This is a genomic window from Aliikangiella marina (assembly GCF_007004765.1).
GTDB lineage: Bacteria > Pseudomonadota > Gammaproteobacteria > Enterobacterales > Kangiellaceae > Aliikangiella > Aliikangiella marina.
In genome coordinates, this window is record NZ_VIKR01000001.1 from 1,281,371 (window position 1) to 1,301,934 (window position 20,564).

Consider the following 20,564-nt stretch of genomic DNA (forward strand, 5'->3'; position numbering starts at 1 on the left):
CCGATAAAAATACACTAAACTTACTAGTTCGAGTTCCCGTAACGAAGGCCTCGAGATTGGAGTCTGTCGAACCGGTAATTACAACCTTTGATGAAACTAATTCTCGTTTTTTTATAAACTCTTGTTTATCAATCAACAAATCCACAGGCTCAACGTCGGCCAGTTGGCTTAAGTAATCTTGAAATAAGTTCGAATTTTTTAAATTCACAGATCAAACTCTTCTATATCTTGTCCAGCGGAGTCTTTATCGATAGTATCCAAACGTTCAATCCTTCTAAGATCATCTATTTTTCCGGATTGCAGGCCGTCAATATAGCTTGCTAGTTTAAAAATGGTCTGATGTTCGAAAATACTCGCCAGCTCAATTGTTAAATCTAATTCAGCTTTTATTTGACCTACAACAATTATCGCAAGCAATGAGTGCCCACCAATATCAAAAAACGAGTCATTTATCCCAATTTTCTCAGCGGAGATTTTTAAGACTGCTGACCATATGCCTAACAATTGCTTTTCTGTTTCAGTACTTGGTGAATCTTCAGGTTTAGAGTTAGCATGGTTAACAACCTCCAACTCCATTAATCGTTTGCGATTTACCTTACCATTTGCGAGTAGTGGCATTTCATTTATATTGACTATGTACGACGGAAGCATGTAGTCGGGCAATAAATTCTGTAAATAATTTTTTAAATCGGATATCAGCCTCACTGCTTGTTCATTAGAGTCCTTGCTCGCCTCATGATTTTCTTCTAACGACTTAGTAAATATGATGTAGGCGACTATTTGACTTCCTGCAGAGTCATCTTCAATAACTAATAGCTCACTTTCTCTTACCAAGTCAGATTTCATAATTACATTTTTTATTTCTTCTAACTCGACTCTATTTCCGCGAATTTTAACTTGATGGTCTGCCCTTCCTAAAAACTCCAATACATTATTATCGCGCTTCCTAGCCAAATCACCTGTACGATACAAGCGTGTTTTACTTTTAGATACATCTATATTAATAAAACTATTATTAGTTAACGATTCATTGTTTAAGTATCCGGCCGCCAACCCAATACCGCTTATAAATATTTCTCCAACAGCACCATCAGGCACGGGATGATAGTTTTTATCGAGTAAAAACACCTTCATACCGTCAATGGGCTTACCTATAAAAACGTTATTGTGTTTCACCTCATGCTCTTCAAAGCGGTGAAATGTGGTTGTCATAGTACACTCAGTTGGGCCATATTGGTTTACCAACTCAATCTTAGGGTTAAAACTTTGTTTTGCCTTAAGGCATAAGTCAGATGTTAGGTTTTCTCCGCTGATTAAAATCAACCTTAATTTATCTATCGGATTTTTAACGCCATTTAAGTAGGTCAAACTTTTTAAAAACGATGGAACTATACTAAAAATTGCAGTTATTGATAATTTTGTAAGTTTATTAATTAAAAGATTAGCATCTTTATGTTCCTTATCAGCGACCAATATGGTTTGAGCGCCATTTACGACAGGTCCGATTAGATCTCTAACGCTTGCATCAAATGGTAAAGACGCTAATTGAAGAATTCGGTCATGCGTTTTAATTTCAAAGTTATTAGATAAGTAAGATAGATAATTCACGACACTTGATATTTTAGTCATCACTCCTTTAGGTTTGCCAGTGGAACCACTGGTATAGACGACATAAGCCAGTCTTTCAGGATTCAAACTTATCGCTTTTTTAAGATCCCATTCTTCACTTAAATATTTGAATTCATCGCTATCTATAAACGATAAAGAAAGCTCATTGTGGTAAATAAACTGTTCTTTTAAATTTTCGTGGGTTATTAAGAAAGCAATATCGCTCTCTAAAATTAATTGTTCTTTTCTCTTTTGTGGTAGCTTCGTATCAAATGCTACATAAGCGGCACCAATCCTCCAAATTGCAAATATCAATGCTAAGTTATCGATAGAACGTTCTACGCAAATCCCAATAATTTGGTCTTCTTTAACACCTCGCTCGTGAAGATACTGAGCAATAACATTGCTTCTTCGCTGTAATCCGAAAAAGCTTAACTGTTGATTATCGAGAGAAACAGCAATAGCATTTGGTCGCTTACTAACTTGAGCATCGAATAAATCAACAATTGTGTTCACCTTACTTGCATTATTTAAGTGGTTAGAGCCCAAATCATTGTCTTCAAACTCCAGCAACTTTTCTGATAAAGGTAAATTTGTCACATCAATTTCTGTTTGCTCAGCATCACATAAGCATTTCAATATATCCTTAAGCAAGATTTCAAAGCTCAGCATTAAAGATTTTACAGTAGTCTCTTCGAAGATGCTGTCGTCATATACCCAGGTTAAAGCAATCTTGTCGGCCCTCTCATCAACATATAGTGCCAATTCATATTTAATACTAATTCGCTCTTGATTTGAGATACCTCTAGATTCACCAACACTGGATAAATCTTTTTCTTTAAGTTCAAAACTAACCGTTTCATTATTCTGAACAACAAAAGATATTTGTATAAGAGGATTAATGCTCAAGTCTCGGTCCGGATTTAATTCATCAACCAACATTTCAAAAGGAATATATTGATGCGCATAGGCATCTAATATCATTTCCTTGTTGTTTTTGAGTATCTGTTTAAAATCGTTAGTCTTATCTAATTCAGTACGTAATACTAATGTATTGATAAAGAAACCAATCATGTCCTCTGTATCTTTATGAGTTCTTCCTGACATTGGGGTGCCCATAACGATGTCATTTGAATCACTCCAACGACTTAAAACTACTGCGAAGACTGTTTGTAAAAACATAAAAAGCGTTACTTGATTTTCCTGACAAGCTTGATAGATGCTTTTAGTAGTCTCTTGATCTAGCAAGGAATGTTTTCTCCTCCCTAAAAAGCTCTGTTGCACCGGTCTAGGATAATCGAGCGGAATCTGATGAGTAAACGGCAAGTCTGCTAACTGATTGCGCCAGTATTTTAACTGCGTCTCAAGTTGTTCGTCCTTTAGCCAATTGCGTTGCCACACAGCGTAATCAGCATACTGTATCTTTAGCTCCGGTAGCGGGTTCACTTCGCCACTCGCAAACGCATCATATAACTGTGCAAACTCTTTATTAAAGATTCCCAGTGACCAACCATCGCTTGCGATGTGGTGCATAGTGTATAAAACCAAATGACTATCTAACGTCAAATTAAGCACTTGCATTCGAATCATAACGTCTCTAGTCAGATCAAATGGTGTATTTGCTTGTAACTCATTAAGTTCACTAATTCGTCTTGATTTTTCCGAGTTACTTAAGTCAGACAAATCATAATGTTTAAATGGCAGTTGAAAATCATTATTTATGACCTGAAACGTGTCATCTCCGATAACCTTCAAGTTTGTTCGAAGTACCTCATGTCTTTCGAGCAAAGTTCTAAACGCTCTTTCGAATGCCATTAAATTTAACTCTCCTTGCAAGAAGAATTGGCCAGGCATATTATATTGAACGGAGTCATTTCCTAACTGCGATATAAACCACAACCGCTGTTGAGCATAGGATAACGGTAAGTTCTGGTTAGAGTCTCTAGGCTTAATTGGTGGCAAAACATTTAATGTAGGCTTATCTTCAATTTTACTAATGTAACTGATTATTTCCTGTTTATTGACCTTAATTAGTTCTTTTAACTCATCAGTAAACTTTCCTTTTTCGGCCTTATATTTTAGTTGGCCGTTTTCTAGACTTAAAACAACACCTTGTTGGATAGCATGAGAGAGAATATCTTTGGCTGATATCATAGTGTACCTTCTTCAATATCTATATTAGCGCTATTGAGGGCTTCAACGTTCTTTTCTATTTGACTACTCGATTGCTCAAGAAAAATTCTCTTAGCTATCAATTCAATAGTAGGATCCTCAAAAAGTGCGCGTAGCGGGAACTCAATTTTATATTTCGCTCTGATTTTATTAATTAATTTAGTCGCAAGTAACGAATTCCCGCCGGCATCAAAGAAATTTTCATCAACACCTATCAGGTTGATATTTAGGACTTCCGACCAAATCTTAACCAACTCCTTCTCTAGATCGCTGGAAGCACCTTTATATCGATTAGAATTTTCAAAATCACTTAATTTAGTAATTTCATTGACGTCAAGATCGCCATTGTCTAATCGAGGTATCGCGTCTATTTGGCATATATTTCTCGGCAGTGGGTTTAGCGAAATATCATTACGCAGGCTCTCTTGAATTTGATTATTAAATCGACCTTTGTTTACGCTATCACCCAATTCTTCTTTATTCTTAGTACAAAAATAAAGATCATACGTTGAGGTCTTGTTATTGATATTGATTGCAATAGTTTCTTCTATATCCAAACAACTATCAGATAAATAGCGAGTTACCCGTTTACAATCGTGTGATACATTCTTAGTAACACTAGGCGACCCCACTTCGATAAGATTTTTATCTATTTTCCGAGCGAGCATAGATGTTTTAAATAATACTGAACCAGGTATATCGGCACTCGCATTTGGTCTATATATTGATGCGGCTCTAGCACTGCTAATGTTCAAGCAAAAAGCATCTTGCGAGTCTTCAATATATAACTCTCCATAAGTTCCCTCAGGCACACTACATCCATTTCTATCTAAAATATATGCATCATTTTCTGACACTGAATATCGTTTCGAAGAAGGAAGCTTATTTCTTTTGATGCCATCTATACTTCTTAGGATTTCGTTTTTCGAAGCAATTAACGGCTCATCTACCACAACTAGCTGGCTATTGCCTGCATCACTTTCTAAAGCGTGTTTTTGTTTTGGATTAAAAACCACATCATGAACAGAATTCCAATCACCTTCAATCATAGTAGCTGGCCGGTTCATTTTAAAGCATATACATTTCCCGGACATTAATGCCGCAAACATACTACCTAGGTCGAATTCGACACTAGGAGACGACATTTTTTCTATCTGATTCACATCTATTTGACTGAAGCTGTCTACTAGACGCTTCATTTGCTTGGCCAGCGATTTATAGTTCGTAATATGACCTAAACTTGTAGAAAAGCTTTCTTCATTGTAGGTTATTATTGCGGAGGCTTTTGCATAATTATTGTAATTGTGGTTATCAATAACTTGGACCTCATTCGACTGGCTAAATGCTTTTTGTATATCTATTAGTTTGATGAAGTCATGCTTACAAAATGACTCTTCAACAAAACGCTGAGTTTTCGAATCTGTAATCAACAGGGATATTTGACTTGTTTCAAAGATATAAGCTTTTTTGGAACTAGGATACTCTGGTTTGATTGATACCACACATGCACCACACTTTATCACGGCTAATGCAGAGATTAAGAAATCCATCCTCGTATTGACTAAAACACCTACTTTTGATTCTACCTTCACACCATAGCTTTTTAGTAGATTAGCGAGAGAATCAACCCTATTTGCTAATTGCGAGAATGTAGCCTGACTGCTAGCTTCTCTAATAGCAATCTCGTGCGGTTTAAGCTTAGCTATCTCGGCAAGTTGATCGAGTGACTCATTCAAATAGCTTACGTTACCCGATTTATCGCTTAGGACCTCTTCATTAGGCTTAAATTCCGACGATGGTTCCAACATGTAGCTCGTTGCCGGTTTAGCGCAATGATTGTTATTAAGTAAGGAATTCACGATTTCACCGACAAAGTGGGTGAAACGCTGCGCCATTGTCACTATTGATTGTCTTTTAAAAAGTGACTTGTTGTATCCCCAGCACAACCCTAAGGTATCGGTTTTAGGTGTAACCGTAAACTCTAAATCAAAGCGAACGCTGCTGTTACCCGCATAGACCGGTGTTAGTTGCTGGTTACTTTTTCGACTTTGCAGTACCTGATCAATTTTCCCTAGCTCAATATTTTGAACCGAAAAATAGAGCTGCGTAAGCGGTGACAAAGCAAGATTTCTCTCTGGCTGCAATGCATCGACAAGCATTTCAAAAGGAACATCTTGATTATTCAAGGCATCTAAGACGCTAACTTTGTTCCTGGCTAACAAAGAGTCAAATGTTTCTGAATCAGATATTTTGGTTCTAATTAATAATGTATTGATAAAGAAACCTATCAAAGGCTCCAGCTCAAAATAATCCCTTCCTGCGACAGGAACTCCGACGACAATATCATTACTAAAACTATAGCGACTAAGAAAGAGTGCATACACTGTTTGCAAAAAGATAAACAGAGTTACATCTTTTTGTTTACATAGTTCGTCGATATCCTTCGCTATTTTCTTGTCTAAAACATGATAAATAAGTTCTCCGGCATGAGTTTGCTGTTGCGGCCGGTTGAAATCAAGCGGGAGGTTATGCTGTTTCGGAATACCGCTAAGATTATGTTTCCAATAAGAAAGTTGTTTCTTTAGTTTTTCACCCTGCAAGCATTGTTTTTGCCATATTGAATAATCTGCATATTGTATATCCAGAGGGACAAAAGGCGACGGTTTATTCTGCAAGAAGGCTTGATAATTTTCGTATAGCTCATCTTGGAATATCTTTTTAGACCAGCCATCACTCGCTATATGGTGCATCGTGTACAAGATTACAACTTCCTCGTCAGATAGTTGCAATACTCTAGCCCGAACCATTACATCTTGGCGCAAATTAAACGGAGTCATTTCCTCCTGCGCTATGTATTGATGAATTTGATGAGTTCTTTCGTCCTTGCTATAACTCGATAAGTTATGAAAAGATAGTGGGGATTCGAATTTTTCATTAATGACTTGTATCGTCCCGTCGTCACTCTCTTCAAAAGTTGTTCTTAAAACCTCATGCCTGTTAATTATTGCATCAAGTGCCCTTTGAAAAATTTCGAGACGAAACTGCCCTTTAATATTAAACCTACCTTTAATATTGTATTGACTGCTACCTTCGCCTAATTGATCAATAAACCATAACCGCTGCTGCGCGTATGATAACGGGAGTTTTTGCTGTCGCGAAACTTTTATGAGCTGCGATTTACCGGTTTCTTTGGTTGCATTCTCTATAACCAAACATAAACTTTCGATTGTTGCGTTGTCAAATAAGTCCTTTATCGAAACTTCAGCATTAAACGCTTCTCTAATTTGACTAATCAACCTAGTCGCTAACAGTGAATGCCCACCAATTTTAAAGAAATTTTCATCTACCCCTACCCTATTGACATCTAATAAATTTTGCCATATGACACACATACGCTTTTGCAGTGAATTTGTTGGTAAACGAACGGATTTTTTTCTCTTAACATCTTCATAAGAAGGAAGCATAGAGTAGTCAACCTTCCCATTATTCTCTAACCTTATACTTTCAACAAAAACGATGAAATCCGGCAACTTAACAAGACTCTCTAGGTTACGAAGAGAGTCAAGTATAATTGAATTAGCGTCTTTACCATCTAAGGTGCTCACTTGTTCAACTACTTCACAAAAGCAAATGTAAGCAAAATCATTATTTCCTGACCACCTAATTGCTGAATTCTTTACCTGATCTAAAGAAGCTAAGCATCTCATCAACTCAACTTCTAACTGATCACGGTCGAGGTTTGGTATAGTTTTAGCTTCTAATCCTAAAACCTCGATATGATTAACATCAGTATATCTTGCCAAGTAAGGTGTTTTATAAAACAAATTCGATTTGGAATCAGTGTCTGGAAGATCGCAATCCACTGCCACGCACTGGCGCTTAAAATTCTCTATTAATAATGAATCGTCGAGTAACAAATTGCCTATGGCGCCCATAGCTTGAGGTCTGCAATCTTTATTGACCACTATGCCATTAAAACCATTGTCTCCTAATGTAAATTTTTTATTTTTTATATCTGCAGGCTTAAGTCGTTTTGTTTTAGCCTCTCCTGCTTGCCACTTACCATCGTAAATACTCTTTAGAATTGCAGTATATTGGGAAAGATTTATACTATTCAGTACCAAACTTGCTGGATTGTCGAGTATGTTTTTCGTTTTAAGCATGTGACTTAAATACTCATGACTCATCGGAATAAATCGAGGTAAACCTTCTGGTTCTTCACTGATAAGAGTTAGTGCTACATCTGAGCCAGGACTATTCGCCTTTTCGCTAGTATTAATAGGTTTTAAATCAGAAGACACTGATCCGTCATCATTAAGTTCTATCGCCTTAATATCAGTCGCTAAAAGTTCTATTAGTTCAGAACCTAAACGACCTTGTGAAATGACTAATTGACTATTACTTAACTCTAGTAAACTAGCAGCTTTAAACTTCGAATATCTGTGATCTATTAATAGTATCGTTAGTCCGGACCTTAGCACTGCCAATGTGCTAATTACCTTTGCAATTGGCTCATGACACAATATAGCAACCGGTCTATGCTGATTTGGATTAAAATTCACTAAATGTGCACATAGCGCTGCGGCGAAATAGTCTATTTGCTTAATGCTGATAGATTTCCTTTTATGGCTAAGGAAAACTTCTTGTGGCTTTTCTCTAACTAATAATTCGAAACGTTCATATAGCTTAATTTTTTTATTATTAGAAGCTTGCATCTCAGTAATCGAACGCCTCTTGTCCCACAACCCACTCGCTTCTGGCAATAGAATGTCTTTTATCAATAACGACTCATCTAGATCTAGACTCTCTATTTCGTGAGCAATTTTCGTGAACACAAAGCTAAAATATTCAGATAATCGACTAACATTTCCTTTATTAAAAAGAGACGTATTAAAAGACCAATTTAAGTCAATTCCTTCGTCAAACTCTTTAGCCCTTAGTTCTAAATCAAACCGAGTTGTACAGTTTTTAAACTCTATTTCCTGTCTATTAGAACTCTTTGATCGCACTTTATACGAATCATCATTCTCATATTCTAAATCTAACACACCCGTTTCATTATTCTGCACAGAAAACATAATCTGAAATAGTGGGTTATAACTCAGACTTCTACTAGGCTTTAACTCTTCAACAAGTGATTCAAAAGCAATATGCTGATTAGAATAAGCATCCAGAATTGTATTTTTATTAAGTTCCAAAAACTCGAAAAAGTTATCGTCACCATAAATATTAGATTTCAATACTAAAGTGTTAACAAAAAAACCAATTAACCCTTCTAAATCTTTATGCAGCCTACCCGCAACAGGAGTTCCCATAACAATTCTAGAACAGCCGCTATACTTAGAAAGTAAGATTGCAAATACACTTTGCAAAAAGATAAATAGCGTAATATTTTTATCTTCACAGAAAGCTTTAACAATTTTGACAGCCTTACCATCTAGTCGAGTCATAAACCTCATACCATTAAATGACTGCTCAGAAGGACGCTCTTTATCCAACGGTAATTTATGAACATCTGGGATATCAGATAATTGCTGACGCCAATAGTTTAACTGATCTTCTAACAGCTCATCCGTTAACCATTCTCGCTGCCAAACTGAGTAATCAGCATATTGTCGCTTCAGTGGTAAAAGTGTACTTTCTTTACCATTCGTCAAACTTGCATAAATATCACTTAGCTCATTTTGGAAAATCGCCATTGACCAACCATCACTAGCAATATGATGTAACGTATACAGTATTAAGTGCATATCATCGGCTATCTTTAGCACTTTAACTCTTAACACCATATCATTTGCTAAATCAAAAGGCGTTTTAGCTTCATCTTGGATTAGCTTAAATACTTTATTTTGCCTTTCATCGTCTAAAAATTGAGAACAGTCGATTAGCGAAATTGGTAATTCGTAACTATTTTGAATAAACTGAAACGGAGTGCCTTCATAATCTTTAATTACTGTTCTTAATATTTCATGTCTATCAATTAATTGAGCTAAAGCTTCTTTGAATATATCTAAGTCAAATTTGCCGCTTAGCAGATATCGACCGGGCATATTGTATTGGAGACTTCCACCAAGTTTATCTATAAACCAAAGCCTTTGTTGAGCGAATGAAAGCGGTATTCTGCTCGTCCGATCACAGACTTCAATTTTCGGTAACACAAAGTTATCTTTCTCGAGGTTAAGCTTTTCCGATAAGCCTGCTATTGTAGGGTATTCAAATAAGGTTCTTAATTGGACTTCACGTTGTAGCTCTTCTCTAATCAAGCTAATTAACCGAGTAGCCAAAAGAGAATGCCCACCTAGCGTAAAGAAATTATCATTAATCCCCACAGCCGTAACACCCAAGATTTTTGCCCACAGTGTGCACAGCTTTTCCTCAAGCCTATTTCTTGGGGCTTGATATTCGAGCTGCTCAACCGAATCCTGTCCCGGATTAGGTAGGTCTGCTTTAGCAATCTTACCACTAGGAGTTAACGGCAACTTATCAAGGTATACAAAAAAGGAAGGCACCATGAAATCTGGTAATTTAGACGCTAAATACCGCTTTATGTTAGATACTTGGTGATTTTTTTGGTTTGGAGGATTATTGGATACAAGATAAGCGACTAAAACCTCCTGCTCTAATTCAGTTTCCTTCACAACCACAACAGAATTGTTAATGTCATCTAATTGATTGAGTAAGTATTCAATTTCTCCAAGCTCAATTCTAAAACCTCTCAACTTAACTTGGTCGTCCACTCGACTCAAGAATTCAATATCTCCTTGATTTGTCCATCTAACCAAGTCCCCCGTCTTGTACATTTTAGGAGAAAAATCACGTCCAAATGGATTGTCGATAAATTTTTCATTAGTTACTTCAGGCATATTCAAATAGCCATCCGCTAGACCTTCTCCAGATATATAAAGTTCGCCAGGCACACCAATAGGCTGTAGGTTTTGATACTTATCTAAGACGTAAAAGTTTACATTACTCAGCGGTGACCCTATTGGAACCGAATGATAGTTCTTAGTCTCTTCCTCGTGACCTGATATTTGATAAATACAACTGCCAACCGTCGCTTCAGTTGGTCCGTATTCATTAATGAAAATGCTATTAGGTAGAATTTCATTCACCCATGGTAAAACCGTTGAACAAGTCAATTTCTCTCCCGCCACGACGATTACATGATTAGCGGAAGAGTTAGTTGAAAGGAATCCAATATCTGATACAGCTTTAAGGTGGGTTGGCGTTATCTTAAACAGCAATCGTTCTTCATCATCGATTAGATAGTCTGCTAAACTTTCAATCAGGTTCTCATCTTCTGGAATAATTTCTACATACTTGCCAACACATAATGGAAGGTATAAAGATTGTACTGTTGCATCAAAAGCGAGCGGTGAACTAACAATAGAGCCGGATAATTGTTCTATAAAAAACGGTTCTTTAATCGCAAATAGGAAGTTAACAACACTTCGGTGATTAACTACGACTCCCTTAGGTTTACCCGTTGAACCCGATGTGTAAATCACGTAAGCAGGTTGATGGCTATTCAAATTTATAACATCTCTCGATATATTCTCTGCGCTTAAACCTTTTAACTGGTCGAGCGTATTGCTATCATCCAAACAAATCGTAAAATAGTCCTCAAATATAGTCTTTACGAACTTATGTTTAGTAATAATACAAGCGGCATTGCAGTTTTCTAACATGTACTCAATTCGATCGCGCGGATATGTTGAATCGATCGGCACATAAGCGGCTCCTGATTTTAATACGGCCAGTAAGGCAATCATTGCCTCAACTGAGCGATCGATAAATATTACAACCTTTGCACCGTGACTAACACCTGATTGTAGAAGCAAATTTGCTAGCTGATTAGCTTGGTGGTTAAACTCCTCATAGGTTAGCTCTTGCTCTTCACAGATTACCGCAATATTATTTGGGGACTTTATTACTTGCTCTTCAATCAATTCGTGAATGCACGATTTAAGTGGATAATCTGCTTTATTGTTATTCCAGTTTAATAATTGTATATTTTTTTCTTGCTTGGTAATGAATTCTACTTCGTGGACACGACAAGATTCACCACCAGATTCTAAAGATTCCACAATCTTTTCAAGAAGACATTCATAGTTTTTCACCATCCTTAGTATTGATTCATCTTCAAAAAGAGAGTCTCGATATGACCACCTAACACTCAAACCATCAGCTGAATCCTTGACATGAATAGCAAGGTCAAATCGAACGCCAATTTCATTTATGACTTTGATTGGTTCTTTTTTATCGTTTGCTTTCACTTTCGACTGAGCACTTACAACGCTTTCAGTTTGCACATCAAATAGAATTTGAAACAACGCATTGTAAGTAATATTGCGTTCATCAAGCACCTCATCAACTAACATTTCAAATGGAATATGCTGATGTGCATAGGCATCTAATATCATTTGTTTGTTTTTAGAGAGCAATTCTAAAAAGTTGGGTTCACCACTTAAATCCGTTCTTAATACTAAGGTATTTACAAAAAAACCGATTAAATTTTCAATGTCTTTATGGATCCTACCCGACACCGGGGTACCCATAACAATATCACTTTGATTACTATAGCGCGAAAGCAAAACACTAAACGCGGTTTGCAAAAACATAAACAAGGTTACCCCTTGCGCCTTAGTATGTTTCTTAATTTTATCAACCAAGTTTGGGTTGATAGTTTGCTTAAAACCTCGGCCCGAATTGGTTTGTTTATTTGGTCTTTTTTTATCTAACGGTAAACTATGAACTGTAGGCAATTCATTCAAATTGCTTTTCCAAAATTCCAGTTGTGATTCTAAGACCGCTCCACTTAACCACTTCTTTTGCCAAGCTGCGTAGTCTACATATTGATAGGCAATTGCTTGCAATGGGGATTGTTTTTTCTCATTAAACGCATCATACAGAATGCTAAGCTCTCTCTTGAAAATGTCAATTGACCAAGCATCACCAGCTATATGATGAATAGTATAAAAAATCGAGTGAAGGGATTGGCTGAGCTTAGCAACCTTAACTCGGATCATTAAATCGCTGTCTAATTGAAAAGGTTGGTTGGCTTCTTGCGAAGAAATCTCATTTAATTTTATATTAATATCGTCAGATTTAAATCTAGACAAATCGAAATATTGGTAGGGGATCTCATATTGCTCTAAAATCTTCTGTACAGGCTGCCCATCTACCGATAAATAAGTTGTTCTAAGTATTTCATGGCGTTTAATTAAATATTCTAAAGCATTGTAAAACGCACTCTGATTAAAATCCTTCTCAATTGTAAATCGGCCGCGCATGTTATATTCAGTACTTCCCTCACCAAGCTGGTCGACAAACCAAAGTCTTTGTTGCGCATATGAGAGCGGCAATTGTCCCTTTCTCTCTACTTTCTCTAGGTTAGGCAAAACAAACTCGCCCTGCAAACTAGTGATTACCTCTGCAAGGGTTGCAACTGTGGGAGCTTCAAATAGCATTCGTATCTGAATTTCCGCTGCAAATTGTTGACGAATAGCGCTGATTAAACGAGTTGCTAGTAAAGAATGTCCGCCCAAAGAAAAGAAATTATCATGAATACCCACCTTTGAAATATTTAAGATATTTTGCCAAATTTCACATAAACTCTGCTCAACTTCATTAGAGGGAGGTACATATTTTTCTTTTTGAATATCTGTCTCATTAGGTAGTGGCAGTACTTTCTTATTAACTTTACCGTTAATAGTCAGTGGTAGCTTTTCGAGAACAACAAAAAACGAGGGTAACATATAAGAAGGGAGCTTTTCTAATAGATGATTAGCCACACTTTTAGAGAGCCCACTTCCTATTTTATCAAGTCTTGGATAATTTATGAGATAGCTTTCTTTATATTCAGATCGGGCAAGGACTTCAGGTAGTGAATCCCGACTAATAATTACATCAAGCTTATCTTTAGCTGATTGTGACCAAGTTACCGCAATCTTATACCCTTTATCTTCGGCTAGCCTAAATTGTGACTCTAACCAATCGATTTTTTCTTGCGTAGTTAGACTTAACTTCCCTGCTGATGCTTGTGGATGAATCAGACGGCTTGACTGCCAATTCTTTAAGCCCAGACATAATGCAAAATCTTCATCCAATCTTGGATTAGGAATGCCACTGATTGCGGCAACATGATCATCTAGATTACAGATTAACGCCTCAAAATCCGACCTTGACGTAAAATTTTGCCATTCAACTTGCTGCCTGGAATCCTGATTGGCGTCCTTACTTTTCTTGGTAATAACCACTTCATAACGATAACGATTCATCTCGTTATCACCAACGCCGCGTTTCACCATAATATCTACTTGGGCGATGGTGTTAAATCGAGCTTTTAGGTTACCAAAGTAACTTGGACTTACAAGTAATTCCTGTTCCTGTTGGATTCGTCTCTGTACACGATTAGAAAAAACACTAAGTGTTGTACTTTGAGTAAGTCTACTTTGCTCTACCGCACATACGTGCGATGTGAATAAATCTAAGTTACGAATATCTCCAAGCAGAAGCTTGCCACCTTCACATAACACACTTAGCGCATTATTTAAAACGGTCTCAAAATAAAGACGATTAGGAAAATACTGCGCAACAGAATTGATTACAATACAATCAAATTGTCGGTTGTGAAATGACTCCGATATACTTAGGGCATCCCCCTGTATTAACTCGATATGCTTCCAATCTTTCGCGGAAATACCTTTACTCACGTTAGCTAATGCTTCTTTTGAAATATCAACTGCAGTTACGGATTCACATGAACTAGCATAACGAAACAACAGCAACCCGGTACCACACCCAATCTCTAATAGGTTACGAGGACGCAGTGATTGAATAACGCTAATGGTAGCATCAAGCCATTCGTCCATTTGCTCTATTTCTATGGCCTGCATGGTGTAACTACTATCCCACCCGGAATAATTTGCTTCTATGACGGGTACATCATCTTCATTGTAGGTATCATTAAATACTTCAGTCCATTGATTTACATTATCTTTGATAGTTTCTTTTGACGTCTTTTCTAAATATTCATTCGAAGGACATAGATAGGCAATTAACTGCTGATTGGAATCTCCGTCACCACTGGCTATAACGGCATTACTGGAAATGTCTGTGTGTTCAGAAATTGAGCATTCGATATCACCTAGCTCGATCCTAAACCCACGAACTTTAACCTGTTCATCGACTCTTTTGACAAACTCCAATTGCCCATTATGACACCGTTTCACTAAATCACCTGTTTTATATAGGCGACTTCCTTTTCTCTTTGCATATGGGTTGGGTATAAACTTTCTTGCCGTTAAACTCGCTTGATTAATATATCCATTACTTACACCGTCACCACCTATATAAAGTTCACCGACAACACCATCCGGCTGAGGCTGTAAGTGCGCATTAAGAACATAAAGTTGCGTATTATTAATAGGGTTTCCTATGGATACTGAGTTTTGCTCTCGCAATAACGGCTTACTAAAAGCTTGTTTTTCACAAGTATGTATACAACAACCGACGGTAGTTTCAGTCGGTCCATACTCATTGATTATTGAACACAATGGAAATTTATCAAACCATTGAGAAGCGGTTTCTGTTGTGAGTTGTTCACCTCCAACTACAAAAACATGTTCAGACTTAACATTTGTCTCTAATAAATCATTGCTAAGTACGGCTTTTAAATGAGAGGGGGTAAGTTTGAATAACAGATCATCAGAGTCATCTACAATACAATCAATCAATGAATCAATCGACGCACTATCATCATCAAGTAACTCGATATACTTACCATAGCATAGCGGTATAAATAGTGAACACACGGTAGCATCAAAAACTAGCGCGGTAGTTACTACGGCTCCCACAATGTTTTCCGTAAGATAACTCTTACCATGTTGTATATAATTAATTACATTTCTGTGATTGACCATTACGCCTTTCGGTGTTCCGGTGGAGCCAGAAGTGTAAATAATATAAGCAAGTAAATTACTAGAGCTGCGATCCGCAAAAGCTAGTTCGTGTGAAAATTTAGTAAGCTCGCTGCGAGAATGATGATCGTCTAATGCCAAATAATTGATATTCAAATCAGTAAAAAGTGCTAAAGTCGCATTATTTCCAATAACTATATTTGCACCACTATCTTTTAATACAAATTTGATTCTTGACTTAGGGGTTTGAGGGTCAATAGGTACGTAAGCGGCTCCGGCCTTGAGTATAGCGAATATCGCGACCACCATATCGATTGAGCGATGTATACAAAGTCCAATGACATCTGATTGTTTCACTCCATGAACAACTAGATAATTAGCTAATCGATTAGCCTCTTGATTTAATGTTTTAAAAGTAATTTCGTTATCATTGTCAATAACAGCGATTGAATTTGGATTTTTACTTGCTTGCAATTCAATAAGCTGATGTAAGGCGATTGATCTATCATAGTCTGCATCAGTATCATTCCAATGATAAAGCGTATTTAATTCTTTTGATTTTGACAAAAGCGATAGTTCGTGAATTCCTGCATGCTTCGTCTTTATCCGACTACAATCTCTAAAGACATTTTCAATTAAAGTACAAAAGCTATTTGATAAATTTTCTATACTACACGAGTCAAATAGCTTTAAATTGTATACCCAGCGTAATGAAATCCCCGCATCTGACTCATTAACATGCAACTCAAGATCAAATCGTGTTTTAGCGAAATGAGAATTTGAAGGCGATCCCTTTTTAAGCGTTCCTTTGCCCTCTGCAACGACTTCCCCAGACTGCCAACTCCCCCTCTCATTGTTTTGTACAACAAATAGAATCTGAAATATTGGGTTGTAACTTAGATCTCTTTCAGGTCGTATATTTTCGACCAACATCTCAAAAGGTATGTGCTGATTTGTAAAAGCATCAAGGATTGTCTCTTTGTTTTTAGCTAAAAAAGACATAAAAGATAGATTATCTTTCAAATTACTTCGAAGCACTAATGAATTAACAAAAAATCCGATAAGGCCCTCAACATCATTATGAGTTCTACCTGAAATTGGCGTCCCAATAACGACATCTTTTTCATTACTAAATCGAGCTACTATTATTGCGAAGATGGTTTGTAAAAAAATATACAATGTAATGTCATGTTTTTTACAAAAATCTATAATCTGTTTTGACAGACTTCTTTCGATATCTTGACTAAATCTACTAGCGTCATAAGTCTGTTGAAGAGGTCGGGGTTTATCAAGCGGCAGTCTATGTAAATTGGGAATGCCACTTAACTGTTCAAGCCAATATTTTTTTTGCTCTTGTAATACGCTACCCTCTAACCATTGCTTTTGCCATAAAGCATAATCAGCATATTGAATTCTTAGTGGTTCAAGGGGGTTTGGTTTGCCATCACGATAAGCCTGATATAAGCTCGACAACTCATTCTGCAAAATTCGCATCGACCAACCATCGCTCGCAATATGATGTTGTGTGTAAAGAACAATAAAATGTTTAGGCCCCACTTTAATTAATTGGACTCTAAGCATCAAATCCTTACTCAGATCAAATGGTGTAGTCGCTTCCAATTCAATTAAACGATTTATTTCTTTACTTTTTGATTCATCACTTAATTTTTCTAGATCATGAAATTTAAATGGCAATACATACTCGCAGACGATAACCTGCCTGGGTTCACCATTTAGTTCACTAAAATGAGTTCTCAGAACTTCATGCCGTTCAATGAGTTCATTGAGGGCTTTTTCAAATGCAGGCACATTAATTGATTCAAATATTTGAAAACGACCGGGGATATTATATTGGACACTGCTTCCGCCCAACTTATCTAAAAACCACAACCTTTGTTGCGCATAAGACAGCCACGGAACATACTTCGCGCCCTCTCCTTCCGCTTCAATATCAAAAAATTTTGGATTTTCGCTAAGAAAGTCAATAAGAGCTTGTTTGTTAACTTTAATTTTTTCGCGTAAAGATTCAGAAAGTCTACCTTTTTCCCCTTTAGCGATTAACTTACCATTTGAGAGAAATAACTTTATGCCAGTACTTTTTGCATCTAACAATATGTTCTCTACATTCAAAATACGTGCTCCTACAACTTAAGCCGTTTGGTCGGATTTTTAATCTTTTAACTCGTCCCAAACCGACCAATAGACTTGTTCCTTAACTATTGGATAATTGTTTATAGCCAATCAATCGTAAAGTGTTAAAACAGACTTATTCGCCAGAGTATTTAAAGTAACATCAACTAATATTTGCAACTCAAGCACGATTTAGAGGCATTAAAATCGGATAACCTTTTTAATTCTATTTAAGCTATATCGTTCTTTAATGGAACGGCTTTAATTAATTACTGCATTTAAGCGCCAAGCTTACCTCGATGCATCTGACTGGCAACGAGGTGACTAAACTGCGCCGATCAACCAATTCATCTCACGCGTGAGTTATTATTGATTTCTCACTTCGGCATTATCTGGATAACTCGTAATTCCCACAGATTGAGAATCTCCAACAATAACTCACTCGTTAACTCGATTCTTAACTGATCCGCTAAATGGGCGATGGAATAACGATTATCTGCCGCAAGAATCTCGAATAATTCATTTGATATTGTATGTGTCTGTTTCGCAAAAAAGCCTGAAGATGCAAATTCTATCGATTTAAAGGTTTCAAAACCCTGATTAGTTTGTTTAAAGCCTTTTGAGAGCTTGTAACTTTCCCTCAGTCTTATTTGAAAATTGGCGATATTATTCGTTAATTCAGGTTTTCTCTCAATAACATAGTCACCCACTATTAATATATCCAGGTCTGTTGTTAAATAACTTGCTATCGCATCCTCAACAGAGTCAACTATTGGCTCTACATTATTATTAAATGAAGTATTTAGCAATATTGGAACGCCACTCAACTCATTAAACTTGGAAATTAATTCCCAATATCTTGAATTTGAATTCTTGTTTACTGTTTGGATTCTTGCCGTACCGTCGACATGGGTGATTGCCCCTAGCTTTTCCTTATATTCTTCCTTAACAGAAACAATTAAATTCATAAATTGCAAGCTGTTCGAAAATTGTTCTATCTCGAAATATTCCTGTGAATATTCTTCTAATACCGATGGAGCAAAAGGTCTATAACCTTCCCGCTTCTTAACCATCTTATTGATCTTATCCCGATTTGAAGCCGGTCTAGGGTCTGCTAATATACTACGACTTCCCAGCGCACGCGGTCCAAACTCCGAGCGACCTTGAACCCAAGCAATAATTGAACCATCGGCTATTAATTGAGCAGCATGCTCAGTGACAGGTGAAACTTTTTTATAACTTATTAGAGATGACCAATCTTTTAATTTATCTTCAATTACCTCATTGGAAGGTATTTCGGTTCCATAAAATAGATGCTCTAAACGCTTAGTTTGAAACTGTTTCGATTTTAAGTTGTGGGCGTATAAAGCTGCTCCTAATGCTCCACCGGCGTCATGTGCGGCAGGTTGCACAAAAATTTCATCAAACATTTTGCTCGAAACTATTTTGCCATTAGCGGTACAATTATGAGCCACCCCACCAGCAAGGCAAAGGTACTTCATTCCGCTCGACTGCTGATAGTTCTCGACAATATGCAGTATTAGTTTTTCTAACGTTGCTTGTAAGCTTGCTGCAAAATCTTTGTGTGCTTGAGTAAATTCCTCTCCCTTTCTTCTAGGACTAGAAAATTCTGGTAGCGAATAAAGCTGCTGCCACATCGCGACCCCAGGATTATGATGAACGTCATAATCACCTTGATCTTTTAAACGGTAGAGCTGCTGAAACTCTTTAGCAAACCGATTAGGGTCTCCATATGGAGCTAACCCCATAACTTTATACTCATCAAATCGATTATATCCGACTAGTCTAATTGAACGGATGTAGAAATGACCTAAAGACTTTTTAGCTGGAATCTCAGCTAGCGTGTTGAACTCGGAATTTTTATGAACACCAACCAGCCCAGACAACATTTTGCCATCACCACTTGGACCGTTCCCATCGAGAACGACAACCAAACTTTCATCAAAACCAGAAAGTGGAGTAGCACTCCAGACATGCGCTAAGTGGTGACTACAAAAGACTATTTTATCCTTAACGTCTTGAGCGAAAAATTGCATAAACTCGCTCGCAGCAAACTCATGAGCGCTAGCAACTTTTGTCTTAGCGTCTTCTAATACTCCTAAAGATGCCATTGAATGTGCGTCATATTCGGAATAATTTAAAGCAATATAATCTACATCAGATAGACAAATGTTGGCTTGCTGTAAGCAGAATTCGATCGCTCTTCGAGGGAAAAAGTTGCAGTGTTTAACGCGACTTAGCCTTTCTTCCTCGATTGCGGCAATAATTTCGCCATCCTTTAACAACACAGCAGCAGAATCATGATTACTGAACCCATCTCGATTAAATCGAGTTTCTATTCCTGCCCCTGTTTGAAGGCCTAAAATATACATGTAAGAAGTTTCTCCTTAAAGCTTGAGCTATGAAAAGCTTCATAACACGTTAAGAAATAACGCGCGCACTAATCCTGACAGCTCGCTGCTGACTTTGTAAATTTATAACACTAGAGGTTACAAAGTTGAGACAATACTCAACCTACTCAAAGTATGGTTACTTTTGATATTAGCTTGTAATTATTGCTTTTTTAAATCAATACCAGAGAGCTGTTACGCAGTAACATCACCATCATACTTGCATGTTAATCTAAAGTAAATTCCAATGTTAATCGCCAAAAAAAATATCTCCAATAAAGATACCTGCCGTAAATGTTTTACTTTCAGCAATTAATATTAC

4 protein-coding genes (1 of these 4 cut by a window edge) are annotated in these 20,564 nt (G+C 37.0%); all 4 read right to left on the reverse strand.

Annotated elements, in window-relative coordinates; genetic code table 11:
* Window positions 1–208 carry the 5' end (the start) of a non-ribosomal peptide synthetase gene (locus FLL45_RS05355; protein WP_142940944.1) on the reverse strand. 8,804 nt of this gene lie to the left of the window's left edge, so only the first 208 of its 9,012 coding nucleotides appear in the window; it begins with the start codon at window positions 206–208; the stop codon falls past the left edge of the window.
* Window positions 205–3,762 (reverse strand): non-ribosomal peptide synthetase, encoded by a 3,558-nt coding sequence (locus FLL45_RS05360; protein ID WP_142940945.1) that lies wholly within the window; start codon window positions 3,760–3,762, stop codon window positions 205–207. Before FLL45_RS05360 ends, FLL45_RS05355 begins: the two co-directional genes overlap by 4 nt.
* Window positions 3,759–17,813: a non-ribosomal peptide synthetase gene (locus FLL45_RS05365; protein ID WP_142940946.1), complete on the reverse strand. Its 14,055-nt coding sequence runs from the start codon at window positions 17,811–17,813 to the stop codon at window positions 3,759–3,761. Before FLL45_RS05365 ends, FLL45_RS05360 begins: the two co-directional genes overlap by 4 nt.
* Window positions 17,814–18,208: 395 nt before the next feature.
* Window positions 18,209–20,224 carry a carbamoyltransferase family protein gene (locus tag FLL45_RS05370; protein ID WP_142940947.1) on the reverse strand — a complete coding sequence of 672 codons (2,016 nt, stop codon included), beginning with the start codon at window positions 20,222–20,224 and terminating at the stop codon, window positions 18,209–18,211.
* Window positions 20,225–20,564 lie beyond the last annotated feature (340 nt).